The 16507-nt window shown below is 68.6% G+C and carries 14 protein-coding genes; 9 read left to right on the top strand and 5 right to left on the bottom strand.

The genetic code is table 11. The annotated features are described in order from the left end of the window. Positions 1–56: 56 nt before the first annotated feature. Entirely contained in the window at positions 57–620 is a 564-nt protein-coding gene (locus tag ACZ45O_RS03095; protein WP_464855496.1) for a hypothetical protein, read from the top strand. A 49-nt stretch (positions 621–669) separates the two neighbouring features. On the opposite strand, the gene ACZ45O_RS03100 is transcribed toward ACZ45O_RS03095, so the two are convergent. From ACZ45O_RS03100 to ACZ45O_RS03115, 4 genes are all read right to left on the bottom strand, one after another. Beyond that, entirely contained in the window at positions 670–1359 is a 690-nt protein-coding gene (locus ACZ45O_RS03100) for a glycosyltransferase family 2 protein (RefSeq protein WP_464855497.1), read from the bottom strand. Between the two features lie 28 nt (positions 1360–1387). Then, positions 1388–2380, bottom strand: coding sequence for a glycosyltransferase family protein (locus tag ACZ45O_RS03105; protein ID WP_464855498.1), 993 nt, complete (start codon positions 2378–2380; stop codon positions 1388–1390). Between the two features lie 99 nt (positions 2381–2479). Next, a complete protein-coding gene (locus tag ACZ45O_RS03110; RefSeq protein WP_464855499.1) occupies positions 2480–2722 on the bottom strand; it encodes a hypothetical protein in 243 nt (80 codons plus the stop codon). A gap of 21 nt (positions 2723–2743) precedes the next feature. Further along, positions 2744–3382, bottom strand: a complete 639-nt coding sequence (locus ACZ45O_RS03115; RefSeq protein WP_464855500.1) for a hypothetical protein — start codon at positions 3380–3382, stop codon at positions 2744–2746. Between the two features lie 125 nt (positions 3383–3507). On the opposite strand from ACZ45O_RS03115, the gene ACZ45O_RS03120 reads away from it, so the two are divergent. The 7 genes from ACZ45O_RS03120 to ACZ45O_RS03150 all read left to right on the top strand — a co-directional run bounded on the left by ACZ45O_RS03120 (position 3508) and on the right by ACZ45O_RS03150 (position 14012). Next, positions 3508–5691, top strand: a complete 2184-nt coding sequence (locus tag ACZ45O_RS03120; RefSeq protein WP_464855501.1) for an N-acetylmuramoyl-L-alanine amidase — start codon at positions 3508–3510, stop codon at positions 5689–5691. Positions 5692–5788: 97 nt separating this feature from the next. Next, a complete protein-coding gene (locus ACZ45O_RS03125; RefSeq protein WP_464855502.1) occupies positions 5789–6979 on the top strand; it encodes an N-acetylmuramoyl-L-alanine amidase in 1191 nt (396 codons plus the stop codon). 299 nt (positions 6980–7278) lie between these two features. Continuing rightward, positions 7279–7608, top strand: coding sequence for a hypothetical protein (locus ACZ45O_RS03130; RefSeq protein ID WP_464855503.1), 330 nt, complete (start codon positions 7279–7281; stop codon positions 7606–7608). A gap of 544 nt (positions 7609–8152) precedes the next feature. Next, the gene (recG, locus tag ACZ45O_RS03135; protein ID WP_464855504.1) at positions 8153–10282 is read left to right on the top strand and encodes an ATP-dependent DNA helicase RecG; all 2130 of its coding nucleotides are present in this window, start codon (positions 8153–8155) and stop codon (positions 10280–10282) included. A 64-nt stretch (positions 10283–10346) separates the two neighbouring features. Beyond that, positions 10347–11492 (top strand): hypothetical protein, encoded by a 1146-nt coding sequence (locus ACZ45O_RS03140; RefSeq protein ID WP_464855505.1) that lies wholly within the window; start codon positions 10347–10349, stop codon positions 11490–11492. 75 nt (positions 11493–11567) lie between these two features. Continuing rightward, on the top strand, positions 11568–13256 hold the full coding sequence (locus tag ACZ45O_RS03145) for an ATP-binding protein (RefSeq protein ID WP_464855506.1): 1689 nt from the start codon (positions 11568–11570) through the stop codon (positions 13254–13256). Positions 13257–13280: 24 nt separating this feature from the next. Continuing rightward, a complete protein-coding gene (locus ACZ45O_RS03150) occupies positions 13281–14012 on the top strand; it encodes a PspA/IM30 family protein (RefSeq protein ID WP_464855507.1) in 732 nt (243 codons plus the stop codon). Positions 14013–14085: 73 nt separating this feature from the next. On the opposite strand, the gene ACZ45O_RS03155 is transcribed toward ACZ45O_RS03150, so the two are convergent. Beyond that, a complete protein-coding gene (locus tag ACZ45O_RS03155; RefSeq protein WP_464855508.1) occupies positions 14086–15051 on the bottom strand; it encodes a flagellar assembly protein A in 966 nt (321 codons plus the stop codon). 353 nt (positions 15052–15404) lie between these two features. Between ACZ45O_RS03155 and ACZ45O_RS03160 the strand changes: the two genes are divergently transcribed. Beyond that, the gene (locus ACZ45O_RS03160) at positions 15405–16499 is read left to right on the top strand and encodes a YeeE/YedE family protein (RefSeq protein ID WP_464855509.1); all 1095 of its coding nucleotides are present in this window, start codon (positions 15405–15407) and stop codon (positions 16497–16499) included. Positions 16500–16507: the final 8 nt, after the last annotated feature.

Here is a 16507-nt window from a genome sequence, read left to right on the forward strand (position 1 = left end):
TCCGGCATAGACTGAGTGAGGGAACCCATGGCCCCATGCCTGAAGGAGGGACCTGGATGGTTTTCAAGCTTCGCACTCGCAACGCCGAGTTTGAGACAGGCACGTTCATCCCATGGGTTGCCAGCGGTGACGCAACCGTGTCGGACGACGTCGCCTGCAGCGGTTTCTGGACAGCCCGCCTCGGGCCGGGCACCGGGTATATCCAGCAGGACGGCGTGGCCTACCCGAATCGCAGCTTCGAGATCGAGTTCCGCGTTGGGGCCGTCGGCGGTCTGGCCACCTCACCGCTGGTGGTGACGCTGGACTTCTACGACGAGCCCACGTTCGGCCAGTTCTTCCAGTGGGAGCAGCAGCGGGAGAGGAGCGGCGGCGCGTACCTTCCCCTTCCCGAACCCCAGCCGAAGGGGCGGTTGCTGCGCCGGTTCAGCTTCATGGTTCCTGCTGCCGACATTCCCACCGTCGGCGGCGCGACCCCTGTGGGCTGCCTGAAGTTCGACCTGGACGCGGGCCTCTCGCCCAATAACACCCGTCGCTTCCGGCTCACCTTCTCGAAGCCGGTCGCGGGCGGCGCCGACCTGATCGTGGATGCCATCCACGTGATCGAACGCACGGTTCCCTAGGCAGGCGTGGAATATCCCATCCCGTGGGGAGGCATACGCCTCCCCTTTCTTACTGCCCGGCTTCCTGCATGAGGTGCTGGCAGACCAGTCCGGTGTCGACCCAGGGCTGGTAACCGGCGGCCAGCGCCTGGCGGCAGAAGCCCTCGTCCTCGCCGGTGGGCCCCGGCTCGTAGCGGCAGCCGCTTTCCAGCACGGCGCGGGCGATGAGCACCGCGGCCCCCACCACGTCTACCGGCACGAGGGCGTCGGGGGGAAAGGCGCGGGGGTGGCGGAGCCGGCCCCGGTCATCCCTGCAGAGGAAGTTGCAGCGCCAGTGCTCGCCGGGCAGGTGCAGGTCGTTGGGGACCCGCGCCCCCACCAGCGGCCGCTCTGCGGCCAGCAGGCGGCGCAGGGCGTTGGGCGGCGGGAGCACGTCGCTGTCGACGGAGAACAGGTAGTCGGCGCCGGAGCGCAGCGCCTCGTCGATGAGCAGGTTGCGGAGCAGGGTCAGGTTCGCAAAGGAGTAGTGGCCCCGCTGCCACCGGGGGAAGTGCAGGTCGCGGCGCAGGAGCGCGGTCGGCCGCGCGCGGGCGAACTCGGTGAGGATGGCCTCGCTCTCGTCCGCCGAATCGTTCAGGACGAAGGCGAACCGCAGCCGGTCCGCCGGGTAGTCGAGGGCTTGAAGGGCCGCCAGGTACGCAGGCAGGGCCCAGGCGCGGTTACGCACGGGACAGCCGATGAGCACGAGCGGCAGCGGCACGGGACAGCCTCCTTTCACGCGCCATCCTTCACCGTCCGACTTCAAGCAGGTCGGCGAGCGCGGCCTGAAGGCGCGCAAAGCGGGCCGTCCAGCTGTTCTGCCGGGCGAGCCCCTTCCGCGCCTCCCGGCGCTCCGGCGTGTCGGTCTGCCGTGCGGCCTCGATGGCCCGGGCGAAGCCATCGGGCTCTGCCGCCACGGCCACGTGGTCCTGGAGCGGCAGCACTTCGGGGATGGGCGTGGCGACCACCGGGAGCCCCGCCCCCAGGTACTCCCACAGCTTCACCGGGTTGGCCGCCCGGGTGATCTGGTTGAGCTGAAAGGGGATCAGCCCCACGTCAAGGTGGTGCAGGTAGCTGGCCAGCTCACTGTGGGGTTTGTGCCCCAGGTGGTGGATGTTGGCGCCCCGCGCGGGCCGGCGGCCGTGGAGCGGGCCGATGACGGCGAACTGCCACCGGGGCAGCCGGGCGGCGACGGCCTCCAGGAGCCGCGCGTCGATCCACGGCGCCCAGGCCCCGACGAACCCGGCCACCGGCGCCGGCGGCAGGTCGGCCGGGCGAGGGGGAAGCGGCTCGCGGGCGAGGCGGTCGTCCCAGCCGTTGGGCACCAGGTAGACGCGGCTGTGTTCGCCCGAGAGCCGTTCGAAGAGGCTCCGGGCGCTTGTGACCACCGCGTCGGCCCGCTGCAGCATGGCGCGCTCGTAGGGCCGCCATTCGGGGAAGTCGTCCACCGCGTCGAAGACGACCGCCGCGGGGCGATAGAGGTCGAGGATGTCGTGGAGCTTGGGCCAGGAGCACCAGACCAGCCTGGGGCCGTCCGGCAGGCCGCCGGCGACGAACGCCCGGTGGTCGTGCACCACCCACAGGTTGGGGCCCGCGGGCTCAGGCGGGAGGCCGGGGCGCTGCGTCAGGTTGCAGAAGTAAGTAGGGTAGCCGTGCCGGGCAAACTGGCGCATGAGCTGCTGCGGCCGCTGCGTGAGCCAGGCCCAGTCCAGCGTGGGCGGGTAGATGACCGAGCAGGTCATGGCGGCCTCCTCTCCCCCAAAAGGTATCACCGAGGACCGGACAGCGCCCGGCCCTCGGTGCAGTTGGAAAGCGGGGCACGCCCGCTAGAGCGGGGGGGCTCAGCCCTTTTCCTGCGCGTGAAAGCCCAGACTGCGCAGCGCGGCGACCAGCTCCTGAGTAATCCCACGACGGGGTGTGTGAGTAACGTTTATCCTGCGGAGCGGGACATTCGTGGTGATCTGCTGGACGCCGTCGATTTGACGCAGCGCGTCGTACGCCAGTTGGGCTGCGGCGGCATTCCGCATTCCGTACACCTTCAGACTCGTCGCGACCAGGCTCCCCGGCATGGACTTTGCGCTCACCTCGCAGGGCGGCGGCTGGACCTAGCTGTTGCTGGCTTGCTGCGCTCTGCCGAGGGTGTTGGGTCCGCACCCAGGCGGCGGAGTGGTGGGAGGGGGGCACTGGAAGGGCTTCGGACCGGTCTCGCAGGCGTCCGGCACGCAGTAGTCGTTGATGTTGATGCTCACCGTCACGTCGGCCGTCACCTGGATGGACTGGCAGACGAAGAGTTCGACCTGCACGGCAGGCGTGCTGTTGATGACGGTCATGAAGGCCCGGGCCGCGGCGTCGGTGATCTCGCAGGTAAGCGTGGTGCCTTCGGGGGCGCAGACGCGGATGAACTCGTCGAAGAAGCGGGTGCGGGTCTGCGTCGTGACCTCCACGCCGTTCACGATGACGGGCACGGGATTGCCCGCGGCGTCGACGAAGGTCAGCTCGAAGGTCACCAGCCGCCGGATCGTCACGGCTGCCAGACCGCTCGGGTCCTGGTCGCGGTCGATCTCGGCGCACTCCACGTTGATGATGGCGGCCTCGATGCCCGCTACGGAGGCGGTATCCGCCGGGAAAACGATGTCCGGAAGCAGAACGCTGGTGGTGCCATTCAGGTAGCACCAGTCGTAGACCTGAGTGGTTCGAATGCAAATGGGTTCCAGCTGAGCTGGCTGCAGACGCTCCTCGGGCACAGTGGTCCCTCCTGACAGGTGTAGGATTGGTTCATTATGTGCGCCGGACGGGGGGAATGTTACACTGCCTGGCGCATAGGCTCTGGTAACGTCCCATACGTGTGCGCGGGGAAGGGAGGGCGGCCATGCGGTCGACCACAACGGCTGACGGGACGACGCTCCTGCCGCTGACCGGGCGGCTCCTGGCGCTGGACGTCCTGGACCACGGTGACGCGTCACCGCCCTGGGAGCAGGCGGTGCTGAGCATCGTGAGCTATACGGCCGAGATGCTGGAGGCCCACGGGGCATCCGTGCTGGTGACCACCGGCACCCCGGCCGCGGCGTCGGTGGCCAGCAGGGCCCGGAAGATCGAGGAGCACGGCGCCGAAGTGCTGATTTTCCTGCGGACCGGGAGCCATCCTTCCACCCAGATCCGCGGGGTGCGGGCCCTCGTCCCCAGTCCCTACGCCCTGGCCAGCCGCCGCCTGGCCGAACGGCTGCTGAAGCGCATCTGCGCCCGCACGGGGCTCCCGTCCCGCGGCGTGCCGTTCTGGTCCTGGTTCCCGGCGGAGCTCTCCGGCGTGATCAGGGGCCACCGGCCGGTGAGCCTGGTGGTGGAGTGCGCCACCCCCACCTGCCCGGCCGACGAACTCCTGCTGATGCGGCGCAGCTTCCAGCTGCGGGTGGCCCACGGCCTCACCGAAGGGCTGCTGGAGCACTTCGGGCTGATGGGGTACGCGGACCAGGTGACGCTGACCGACGGTGCGCAGCTTGGCAGCGGGCTCCAGCTTGGCGATGAGCTGCCGCTGCCCGATGAGGTGCAGCCGAAGGATGAGCTGCAGCTGGACGATGGGTTGAGGCTGGGCGATGAGCTGCAGCTGGACGGCGAAATGCAGCCGGACGATGGGCTGAGGGTGGGCGATGAGCTGCAGCCGGATGGCGAAATGCAGCCGGACGATGGGTTGAGGCTGGGCGATGAGCTGCAGCCGGAGGGTGAAAGGCAACTGGACGATGAGCTGATGCCGGACGGCGAAATGGAGCCGGACGATGGGCGGCAGCTGGGCGCTGAGGGGCAGGCGGACGATGGTCTGCACCTGGACGGCGAAACGCAGCCACACGACGAGCCGAAGCTGGACGGCGAAATGCAGCCGGACGATGAGCTGCGGCCGGGCGATGAGCTGCGGCCGGGCGATGAACTGTCACATACGGCGACTGCGGATGCCGATGACGCCCCCGCTGCCGCCCCGGCTTGCGCCGGGCTGCCGGCGATGGTGGTGACCGCCCGCCCGCCGGGACGCGGCGGGTTAGATGGGGAGAACCCTGTTGCGGACGAACCTGCCGGGCCATCCGGTGAGGCCGCCGCGGACGAACCAGGGCCGGAAGAACTCGTGCCGGTGGGGCCAGTCACCGGGGATCTGGTACCGGCCGCCGAGGGGCTCGCCGATAGGGAACGTCCTACCCGGGCGCGTACCGATCAGGAGCCTGCTCCGGAGGCTGTCCCCGTTGAGGGAGCGGCCGCGGAGGCAGTGGATGGGGAGGCAGGCGGTGCACGGCCTGATGCACGGCCTGATGCACGGCCTGATGCAGGGCCTGATGCAGGGTTGGCGGAGGCGGGTGGTGAGGAGGAGAGGCCGGCACAGAGATCCCGGCCCTACCTGGGCATCCACGAGTTTCTGATCACCGTCTCGCCGCCTTCGCCCCCGCAGTCTCCGCCTGCGGAGAAGTCTGGAACAGCCCGGCCGCTGTCCGCGGCGGCAACGTCCCGGCCCCAGAGGGCCAAGCCGGCCTGGGCCAAGTCCATTCTCGGGGTGTGGCCTTCCGACCCGAGTCAACCGGTGACGCGCACGGTGACGCCGGCGTGGCAGCAGCCGAGTTCCCCGATTCCGGCTTACCCGCCCCAGGGGCCGCCGTTCGGACCAGCACAGCCGATGGGTCCGTGGCCTCCGAGGCCGGCCTCGCACCAGCTGCCGCCCGGCCTGCAGGCGCCCTCGCCGCAGCAGGCACAGCGGCCGCAGGAGGTGCCGTCGCCCCAGCAAGGGCCGTTCACACAGTCGCCACCTCCCGGGCAGGCGCCGCCTCCGTCTCAGGTTCCGCCTCCGTCTCAGGCGCCGCCTCCGTCCCAGGCTCCGCCTCTGTCGCAGGCGCCGCTTCCGTCCCAGGGGCCGCCGGGCCCGCTGCCGTTCGTGGGCGGCCCCGGTCAGCCCGAGCCGATGATCGTGTGGCCGGACGGCTCGCTCGTCTCCCCCCGGGCCCAGATTTTGCTGCGGCTCCAGACCCGCAGCAGGGCGGATAAGCTGAAGAGAACTCCAGACAGCCCGCCGGATTCCTGATCCGGCGGGCCTGTTCTGTATTGGGACCGGGCCGCAGCGGGCACCCCCGAAGCGCCGCCCATAAACTGTAGCCATGGACTGCATCAGGTGAGGTGGGATGGCAGTGACGTGGGGCGCGCCCATCATGGGGCGAACGCGGGCCAGGCCTGAGCAGCTTACATCGTACACACGGCGGGAGAACCCGCATGCGCCCGATCTGGCACGTCTCTACCTGGGGGCGGGGGAGAGGCTGGGAGTGCGGGGAGATGTCGCCTACGCTCAGGCGCTGGTGGATACGAACTGCTTTCGTCTGGAAGGGCTGATGGAGCGGGGCCGCTACAATTTTGCCGGGCTCGGTGTAAAGCGCCTTGGCGAGGCCGGGGTCAGCTTCCGGTCGCCGGAGGAAGGCGTACTCGCACACGTGCAGGCGCTTTATCTTCAGGCTTCGGGGGAGCCCCTTCCCCCGGGTATGCCCAACCTGGTGCCCTTCCTGACCGGGGAGAGCAGGGACCGGATCACGCACGTGGGCGCCCTCCGGCGGCCGGGCTGGCCTGCCGATACGCGCTACGGCGAGGCAGTGGCCCGCGCCCTGGCCGCGATGCTGCTGGAACCGGTGGAGGGGGAGCCGTTTCGGATTCAGCAGGAGTTCCTGCCTCCCGGAGCGGCCGGCAGGCCCGGAGCCAGGGACGGCGCAGGAGCCTGGCGGGGCGTGGAGGGGATTGTGGTGCACCGTTCCGAGAGCCCCCGGCTGGACGGCGCCGGCATGCGGGCCGTGCTGGAGCGGGCGGTGGCCGGCGAGCCGCGCTCCTGTCACTTTGTCGTCGATGATCAGGCGATCAGGCAACTGGTGCCTGTGGGCGAGATTGCCTACCACACCGCTGGGCGCAACCACCGGGACATCGGCGTCATGATCTGCGAGCACAACTGGGGCACGCCCGATTGGGAGGAGAGCTACCGGCGGCTGGTCTGGCTGGTGGCGAGGCTCATGGTGGTCTTCGAGGTCGGGATCGATCGGCTGTCGGGCCGCTTCTGGTGGGATCCCGTCCAGCACCCCTACGACCCGACGCACCTCGGCTGGTGCCGGGAGGACGGTCCCGCCACAGGTCTGTTCAACTGGAACCGGTTCGTGGCAGACGTGCTGACCATGCAGAGGGAGGTGGAACGGATCCTGGCTTCCCCTCCGGCTTCAGCCCCGGGGACGGATGGCGCTTCCCGGAAACCGGTCATGGCACCGGCACCGGACGGGAACTGGGTCCAGGCGGCCGTCGAGCGGGTGAAGTCCAGGCGCTATGCCAGCCGGCGCCGGTGACGGTCCCGCCTGCCCTGTACCCCAGCGCCCGCGGGTATACCGTGTTCGCCTTCGCTGGTGATGGTGGCGGACCTGGCTGGCGCAAACCCCTGCCCCTGCCGACCGGGAAGCAGGGGTTTTCTCTTGTCGTCGCGGGGGCACCACCAGTGAAGCCGAACAGGCGGGATAGCTGGAGAGCAACACCAGCGAAGCCGAACATGGCGACCCGGGCTCCGCCACACTTCCGGGGGTTACGCGGTGGAGAGGGTTTACAGACTAGGCGCGTTATAGACTCAAGTCTGACAAAACGGGTATACTTGATGATGAAGCGGTGCACGGCCGACGGCTTCCTACCGCTCGCGGATCCCAACCGCAAGAACTGCGCCGCCTTCGACCTGGCGATTGTGGCCGAGGCCCTGGGCCTTTCGATCTCGCCGATGGCGGTGATGTTGCTGGCGATGTCGGCGCTCTTCGAGTTCGCCGGGCGGATCTGGGTCGAGAGCGCGCAGGCACATCGCTCCGGCTGCCAGCCGGCCTCGGCGGGCGGTCCCGCGCGGGGGCTGACGCTTCGGTGTACACGGCGTCGGCCCCCTTTCATCAGGCTCCGGACGGTTCGTATCGTAGCTGCTCGGACGCGCCTGCTGGCCTGAACAGGTACATGCTCAGCCGGCGACTCGGGGTTCAGTTGTGGTCGGCTGTCCGGCGTAGTCGCGTATATGGGCGCAGCCGGTACGCCTCGTAGGGCACCGTTCGTTCCGTCATCGCGTCCAGTATCATGGTCCGAAAGTGCGGGCGGGTGACGAAGTCGGCCAAATTGGACTCGTTCAGGCGGATGAACGCCACTTCGACGGTTTCGCTGGATGTGGAGAGGCGGCCGCCCACGGCGACGCCGTCACTCGTACAGGCAACAAGGACTCCGCAAGAAGCCGTTTCAGTTCGTCCAAGTTGCCCGGTTTAACCCGGTATGTCTCCCGCACGTGGATCACTGTGGCGCACCTCCCCGAACGCGTCATCCGTCAGACTGCGTTGCGGTCAGAGAAGTCTCGCAGGAATAACGCGAAGCGCCCGGCACCCTGCCGATGGCCAAACTGGGCCATCTTCGTGAGAACCCGGTCCGCTGTGCGGCCACAAGAGGAGCCTTTGTTACAGGATTCGTTCGCTCCGGCAGCGAACACGTGTCGTGAGGTGAGTTGGGTGACACCCACGAACGGCAACGATCCCAGGAGCAAGGCGAAGCGCTACTACGGCGACCCCCTGAACATGCCGGTCCAGTACCTGAAGGGCATCGGGCCGGCCCGGGCCCGTGACCTGGCCAAGCAGGGGATCGCCACCGTGCGCGACCTGATCGAGCGCGTTCCCCGGGCGTACCGGGATTACTCCCAGTTCAAGCACATCGCCCAGGCCCAGAACGGGCAACTGGAGTCGCTGATGGGCACGGTGGTGATGGTGGAGGACCGGAAGGTGCGGGGGCGGCTGCACCTCACCAAGGTGTTCATCTCCGACGGCTCCGGCACCGCCGCGGGGGTCTGGTTCAACCAGCCGTGGCAGGCCAAGCGCTTCCCCGTGGGCACCAAGGTCGTCTTCGCCGGGACGGTGGAGCGGCGGGGGGCGCAGATTCAGATCACTAACCCCGAGTGGGAGATCATCGACGACGAAACGTCCTCCGACCCGCTGCACGCCGGCCGGATCGTACCGGTCTATCCCCTGACCGGCTCGCTCAACCCCAGGGACGTGCGGCGGGCGGTGCATTTCGCCCTCCAGTCTGCCGCGCACCTGATGCCCGAAACCCTGCCCGAGGCGGTGCGGCAGCGGCAGGGGCTGATGCCCATGGCCGAGGCCTGGCGGGCCATCCACTTCCCCGCCTCTGAAGCGCAGAAGGAGCGGGCCCGGACCACCCTCGCCTTCGAGGAGCTGTTCGTGCTCCAGACCGGCCTGGCCCTGGTGCGGCGGCAGACGGTGGTGGAGCAGACGGGCATCGCCCACGGGCCGGACGGCGAGATCAGCCGCCGGCTGCGGGAGAGCCTGCCCTTCCGGCTGACGGCCGCGCAGGAGCGGGTAATCCGCCAGGTGGCGGCCGACATGGAATCGCCCAAGCCGATGAACCGGCTGGTGCAGGGCGACGTGGGCTCCGGCAAGACGATGGTCGCCGTCGCCGCCCTGGCCAAGGCGGTTGACTCGGGCCACCAGGGCGCCATGATGGCCCCCACCGAGATCCTCGCCGAGCAGCACTACCTGAACCTGCGCAAGATCTTCGCTCCGCTCGGGGTGCAGGTGGTGCTGGTGACCGGCAGTCTTACCAAGAAGGAGCGGGATGCCAACCTCGGGCTGCTCCAGATGGGCGCGGCCCACATCGCCGTGGGCACCCACGCCCTGATCGAGGACCGGGTGGCCTTCAAGGACCTCAGCCTGGTCATCACCGACGAGCAGCACCGCTTCGGCGTCCGCCAGCGGGCCCGGCTGCAGCAGAAGGGCGAGATCATGCCCGACACCCTGGTGATGACCGCCACGCCCATTCCCCGCACCCTGGCGCTCACCCTCTATGGCGACCTGGACGTGTCGGTGATCGACGAGCTGCCGCCGGGGCGGCGGCCGGTGGGGACCTACTGGCGGCCGGAGGCCCAGCGCCGCCAGGTGTACGAACACCTGATGCGCCGGGAGGTGCCGGCGGGCCGGCAGGGCTACGTGGTCTGCCCCCTGGTGGAGGAGTCGGACAAACTGCAGGCGCAGGCGGCCACCGAGTGGTACGAGCGGCTGCGGGAGCAGTACCCGGACGTCCGCCTGGGCCTTCTCCACGGCCGGCTGCGGCCCGCGGAGAAGGAGGCGGTGATGGATGCCTTCCGCGCAGGGGAGATTCAGGTGCTGGTGACCACCACCGTCATTGAGGTCGGCGTGGACGTGCCCAACGCCTCGATGATGATCATCGAGGGGGCCGACCGGTTCGGCCTGGCCCAGCTGCATCAGCTCCGGGGCCGGGTGGGGCGCGGTCCGCACCAGTCCTACTGCGTGCTGATCGCCGATCCCAAAACCGCCGAGGCCCGGGAGCGGATGATGATCATGCAGAAGTACAGCGACGGCTTCGCCCTGGCCGAGAAGGACCTGGAGCTGCGGGGGCCGGGCGAGTTCTTCGGCACCCGGCAGCACGGCATGCCCGACCTGAAGGTGGCCAACCCCATCGCCGACCTGCCCATCCTGGAGCGGGCCCGGACTGAGGCGATGCGGCTGGTCGAGGACGATCCGTTCCTCAGGCGCCCCGAACACCAGAACCTGCGGCAGGCCGTGAAGGAGCGGCTGGGCGAGCAGTTCGGCTTCATCCTGGTCAGCTGATCGAAGCGGATCTTTATAAATGTCGCGGACAGGGGTTAAAAAGTTGAAGGGGGGGCTGGAAGAAATGCGTCTAACAGGATGTCGGCACCGGATCGCCCTCCTGCTGGCGGCATGGCTGTTGTGCCTGCTTCCCGCCGCCGCGGAGGCCAACGCCGGTCCGCCCCGGGTCGGCGGCGACACAGGGGGCCCCCTGCTGCCGGGCCGGAGCGACCAGGTGCACGTGCTCGGGGAGAGCCTGCGGTTCGACCTGCACCCCGGGCTGGACAGGGCGACGGTGACCGCCCGGTACCGACTCGCCAACCGGGGGCCGGCCCTGGAGGCCCAGCCCTTCATCTTTGTTGTGCAGGACTCCGGCGAGCGCGTCGACCTGACGGCCGCCTGGCAGGGCCATCCCGTGCCGGTGACGATGGAGTGGGGGCCGTTCGCGCCGGACGAGCTGGCGGAGATGGCCGCAGCCTGGACCACCGTGGACGTGTGGCTGGACCCCGTCACCGGAGAGCCGTATTCGGACCACGTCTACGGGCAAGACACGGTGCTCCGCTACTTCCGGTTCACCCTCGACCTGCCCGCGGAGGCGGAAGGGGAGCTGGTCGTCACGTACGATCACGTCGCCGCCCGGGACCGGACCCGCTGGACGTACCCGGTGTACCAGTACCACTACCTGCTCCTGCCGGCCCTCGGCTGGGCCTCCTTCGGCCCGCTGGAGATAAGGGTCGCCGCCCCGGAGGGGACCCGCTGGTACTTCGCCGGCAACCTCGACTTCCGGCAGGAGGGCGGCGAGTACGTGGCCGAGTACCCGGGCCTGCCGGATGCGAACCTGGCCTTCGCCGTCATGAACCGATCCGGCCTCTTCCTGGGCCCGCGCCCGGCGCCGTACTACTGGCTGGGCTGCGCGGTGGTGCTGCTGCTGGCGGCGGCCATCGGCGGCGGGATCGGCTGGCTGGCCGGGCGGCTGCCGGGCCGGGGATGGGCAGCCGGTGTGGGATCCCTCGGCGGCCTGCTGCTCGGAGGCGCTTTGGACGTGTGGCTGGCGGTGAACCTCCTGGTGGCGATCCCCGCCCTGCGGGAGCAGGCGTACGGCCCGGCCTTCGTCGGCATCGGCGGGGGGCTGGCAGGGGCGGTGGTGAGCGCCATCGTCGCGGGCCGCGTGGCCAGGCGGACCTGGCTGGCCCGGTCGGGCGTGATGCCGGCCGGAGGCGGGAAATCCTGATTCTGGCGAACCTTTCGGCCGTACCATGAAGTCTTTGGAACGGAGATGGCCCTTCGGGAGTAGGGAGGCTGGTGGATGCGCCCGGCGTGGCTGGAAGATCTGATCTTCAAGTACAGAAGCTCGATTGCCAACCTGTTCGTACTGCACTTCAACGTGAACGACTACGCCGGCCCGGACAACCGGCGGGTGCGCGACGTGGTAATTCAGGACTTCCTGGAGAACCCCGATTTCGCCCCCGGCCGGAAGCCCCGCCGCGTGGTGGCCATCTACAACCGGGCCGAGGGCATCACGTTCGCCCGGCCGGGGATGCGGGAGGAGTTCATCCGCATCCTGACGGGGGAGCGGGTGCGGCCGGAGGATGACATCAAGCTGCCGGTGGCCCCGGGGCAGGCGTTCGCCCTGCTCGACAAGCTGATCTACAAGGAGCCGGCGGCGGTGCTGATCGAGCAGGCGGAGACGATTCTGCCCGTGGAGGAGCTGGCCTCCATGGACCAGGAGGAGCTGCGGGCGCTCACCTTCGTGAAGAAGTGGGCCGGCGACATCCGGCTCAACCGGATGGGCAGTCCCGTGGTCATGCTGGCCGGGTCGCTGGCGGAGCTGCACCCGCACCTGCGCCTGGCCTCCACCAAGATCGAGCAGATCATGGTGCCGCTGCCCGACCTGGAGGCCCGCCTGACCTACATCGAGTCGATGGTGGAGAAGCGGAAGCTGCAGCTGGCCGTCGAGCCCGTGGAGCTGGCCAACGCCACGGCCGGGCTCTCCCGGATCCTGATCGAGGACATCGGCCTCAGGGCCGAGGCCACCGGGCAGCCGATCACCCTAGACTTCGCCCGGGACCGCAAGGAGTCGCTGATCCGGGCCGAGTTCGGCGACGTGCTGGAGATTGCCGAGCCCCGCTTCGACTTCACCGCCCTGGGCGGCCTAACCGAGGCGAAGCTCTTCGCCGTCAAGAACATCGTGGTGCCCCTGCGCACCGGCAACTACCGGCGGGTGCCGCTGGGAGTGCTGCTCACCGGCCCCTCGGGCACCGGCAAGTCGGCCTTCTTCTACGCCCTGGTGGCGGAGGCGGGGGTCAACGGGGTCAAGCTCAACTTCGGCAAGATCCTGGGTCCCTACGTGGGCCTCTCGGAGCAGAACCTGGAGAAGGCGCTGCTGGGCATCGAGTCGCTGGCGCCGTGCCTGGTGCTGATCGACGAGATCGACCAGCTCCTGCAGCGGGGCAATGGCGGCGACTCGGGGGTGCAGCAGCGGCTCTTCGCCCGCATGCTGGACTTCATGTCGAACCCGCACAACCGGGGCCGCATCGTCTTCATCGCGGCGACCAACCGCCCCGACCTCATGGACCCGGCCCTGAAGCGGCCCGGCCGCTTTGACCGGAAGATCCCCTTCCTGGTGCCGGGCTGGGCCGAGCGGGTGGCGATCCTGCAGGCGGTGCACCAGCGCTACGGCATGGCCGGCGAGCCCGATTGGGAGAAGGCGGCCAGCCGGACCGAGGGCTACACCGGCGCCGAGCTGGAGTCGGTGGTGCTGAAGGCCTGGGAGCTGGCCGAGGATGCCGGGCGGTCCGAGATCACGCAGGAGGACATCGACGGCGCCCTGGAGCGGATCCGCCCCTCCACGGCGCAGGTGGAGTTCATGAGCGACCTGGCGATTTTGGAATGCGACGACAAGGATGTGCTCCCCCCGGAGTACCGGGACCTGCTGGACGACCGGAAGGCCCTGGAAGAGCGGGTGCAGCGCTTTAAGTTGATGAACCTTCGTTAAGCGAGCCAAAGGAGGATGAGGTAGATGGGCTTCTTCGCACGTTTGGGCCGGTTGATCCGCGGCTTCTTCTCCCTGTTCATCGGTGGGCTGGAGGAGAAGAACCCGAAGGCGATGCTCGAGGACCTGAAGAACCAGCTCAACGCCGCCAAGGTGCGGTACAATTCGACCACGGCCAACATCATCGCGCGTGAGAAGGTGGCGGCGGCCAAGCTGAAGTCCGCCGAGAAGGAGCTGGAGGACTGCCGCCGGCTGATTCAGGAGGCCAAGCGGCAGAACGACCGTGAGCTGGCCCTGCAGCTTCTCATTCAGGAGGAGCATCTGGAGGCGGCCTACAACACCGCGCTGGAGGCCTACAACGCCATCAAGGCCGAGGCAGACCACGCCCGCCAGGAGTTCGAGAACTTCCAGGCCGAGATGTTCCAGAAGATGAGCCAGATCGAGCAGTTGAAGGTGCAGGCCGACCTGGCCGACCTGAAGAAGGAGATGAACGCGCTCCGTTCCAACTTCGCCACCGAGCACGGCGCGGGCAAGATCAACGAGGGGCTGAAGCAGGCCGAGGAGCTGATTCAGACCAAGCTGGCCAAGGAAGAGGCCATCGCCGAACTCGGGACCAACTCCGTGGAGTCCCGCATGCGGAGCCTGAAGGCCTCGGCGGCGCGCAGCCGGGCGGAGGAGAAGCTCGCCGCGCTGTTCGGCGACGAGCCGGCGCAGACCGAGGAAACCGGGCGGGTCGTGAAGGAGAAGACGCAGAACTGAGAGCGAGCATAACAGGACCCCTGCCGTTGAATGCGGCAGGGGTTCTAAATTTGCGTTCAGGATGCCACCCGCGCTAGGTGCGCCGCGTTTCAGCGATCTGGTTCCGTCGCTGGCGGCGAGTCGTGGGCCGGATGAGCCTGACTCCGCCCTTGCCGTCGGACTCGATCTCGACGTTGCGCGTGCGCGGGGCCAGGATATGGCACCAGTTGCCGATGCGCACCGGTGTGGGCGTCAGCGCCGTGCCGATGCGTATCCGGCCGCCTTCCGGCACCTCCAGCACCAACGCGCTGCGCAGCGAGGCCGCCACCGTTTCCGCACTGATCGAAGAGCCGGCCTCCACCCGACAGTCGCGCAGGCAGGTCGCATCAGGTCTGCCCGGGGTGGGCAGGCGCCCCGAGGCGACCTGCACCCTGACGCGGCCGGGGTCCTCCAGCGCATTGCGGATCTCGTGTTCGTGTATGCCGCGGACGACGCCGGCCTTGTGGAGGGCGTGAACGATCTCGGCAACGGTTGGGTTCCTTTGAAGCCCCGGCAGCGGTTCAGCCACGAGGGTAATGGTGCGCGCCGGGCCGCTTTCTCTGACGCGATAGCCGGGCGGACCCAGCGCTGCGAGGGAGAGGTAGGCCGCCATTCCGTCAGGGGCGATCTCGATGTGAAACTCACGAACCGAACTCGCCGACTGGCGCGGCCGCACCTCGGCCTTCATTCCCAACAGCAGCGACACTGGCTTCGAAACCTCGAGCCCGTCGATGGTGAGAACCACGGAGTCATCCGGGACCAGAACCGGAGGCAGCCCGTCTCCCACAGGTGGGGTGATCAGGAACTCCCCGTCCCGAAATGCGACCTGGCCATCGACAACCTGCTCAACCCCCTCGGGCAGCGCTGGTGGTGCGGCTGGGCTGTCATGCGAACCTGTTGTCGATTGCAACTCAGCTAAGTTGTTTTCTTGCGATTGATCGGGTCCTGCTGCGCTCTGGTTGTGGACACGAAGTCTGCTCCCGCGAATGGCTGTTCTCAGCCAGTGAATGAATGCCGACATATCTACTCCTCCTGCTGCGACTGACTTGACTGCGCTTGTTCCGTCCATACAAGTATGAAGTAGCCGAATTTATTCTGTCTGCCTTGTTCAGGATATAGCAATCGCTGTGTAGCTGCCAACCTGCTCGAAGAGACTATGCTGATCGACTCCTTCGTTCCATTCATTATATACCCCTGTGAGAGTTGACGGCCACGTAGAACGACACACCTGCCCCTCGCACCCGGTGCCATATCTGCGTGCGCATGGTCCGAACGAAGACCTATTGACAACGGATCCAGTCAGCCCCTACAATCAGTCCCAACCGAATCTAAGTAAACCAGATCGGGACACTCGGAATTACGGGAGGGGTAGCGGTGATCGGGGTTGTATTGGCAGGGGGACTGACTGGGGTTCTGTTCGGCTTCGTGCTGCAGCGGGGGCGGTTCTGCATGACCAGCGGGTTCCGGGACCTCTACCTGACCCGCGACGCCACGCTGTTCAAGGCCTACGTGCTTTCGCTGGCCATCCAGTCCACGGGCATCTTCGCCCTGCACGCGGCGGGTGTCGTCCAGTTCCGGCCCGACTCGTTCCAGTGGCTGGCGGCCGCGCTGGGCGGGCTGATCTTCGGTCTCTCGCTGATCCTCTCGGGCGGCTGCGCCTCGGGCACCTACTACCGCATCGGCGAGGGGATGGTGGGATCGCTGGTGGCCGCCGTGTTTTACGGCATCGGCGCCCTGGCCTCCCGGGGCACCGGGGCCCTGGCGTCGCTGACGCAGCAGATCCAGGGGCCCACCGCCACGGTGAACGGCTCGACCAGCCTCTACGGCGCCCTGGGCGTGAGTCCGTGGCTGCTGGTGGCGGCTTTGTGGGCGGTCGCCCTGCTCTTCCTGCTGCGCGCCCGGCGGGCCCCCGCCCCGGCCTGGCGGGCGCCGGTGGATCCGAGCCGGTCGCCGCTGTGGCGGGCGGTCTTCGGCCGGGGCTGGTCGTGGCAGGTGACGGGCGCCGCGGTGGGCGCCGTGGCGATCCTCGCCTGGCTGACCTCCATCAGCACGGGCCGGATGGCCGGGCTGGGCATCACCGGCGCCACGGCGGGGCTCCTCAGATTCCTGGTGGCCTCCGGCGACGTCTCGGCCCTGGACTGGAACACCTTCCTGGTGCTGGGGATTCCGCTGGGCGGCTTCATCGCCGCAAGGGGGGCGGGCGAGTTCCGGCTGCGGGCGCCCGGACCGGCCCGCATGCTCCAGCACATCGTCGGCGGTCTGGGGATGGGCTTCGGCGCCACCCTGGCCCGGGGCTGCAACATCGGCAACGGGCTGGTGGCCGTCTCCCAGTTCTCGCTGAACGGCTGGACGGCGACGCTCTTCACCATCCTGGGCACCTGGCTCGGCGCTTACCTGTTCCTGGTGCTGCCTTCGCGGATGGCGCAGGCCCGGCAGCCGGCGGCCCCGGGAATCGCCCACGGGGACTGACGGCCGGA

It is taken from the genome of Symbiobacterium turbinis (assembly GCF_055383075.1).

Excerpts from the sequence above, each read along its gene's own strand:
- ACZ45O_RS03095 (WP_464855496.1), top strand. The coding sequence starts at position 57 with ATGGTTTTCAAGCTTCGCACTCGCAACGCCGAGTTTGAGACAGGCACG.
- ACZ45O_RS03105 (WP_464855498.1), bottom strand. The coding sequence starts at position 2,380 with ATGACCTGCTCGGTCATCTACCCGCCCACGCTGGACTGGGCCTGGCTC.
- ACZ45O_RS03120 (WP_464855501.1), top strand. The coding sequence starts at position 3,508 with ATGCGGTCGACCACAACGGCTGACGGGACGACGCTCCTGCCGCTGACC.
- ACZ45O_RS03125 (WP_464855502.1), top strand. The coding sequence starts at position 5,789 with ATGGCAGTGACGTGGGGCGCGCCCATCATGGGGCGAACGCGGGCCAGG.
- ACZ45O_RS03130 (WP_464855503.1), top strand. The coding sequence starts at position 7,279 with ATGATGAAGCGGTGCACGGCCGACGGCTTCCTACCGCTCGCGGATCCC.
- ACZ45O_RS03140 (WP_464855505.1), top strand. The coding sequence starts at position 10,347 with ATGCGTCTAACAGGATGTCGGCACCGGATCGCCCTCCTGCTGGCGGCA.
- ACZ45O_RS03145 (WP_464855506.1), top strand. The coding sequence starts at position 11,568 with ATGCGCCCGGCGTGGCTGGAAGATCTGATCTTCAAGTACAGAAGCTCG.
- ACZ45O_RS03150 (WP_464855507.1), top strand. The coding sequence starts at position 13,281 with ATGGGCTTCTTCGCACGTTTGGGCCGGTTGATCCGCGGCTTCTTCTCC.
- ACZ45O_RS03155 (WP_464855508.1), bottom strand. The coding sequence starts at position 15,051 with ATGTCGGCATTCATTCACTGGCTGAGAACAGCCATTCGCGGGAGCAGA.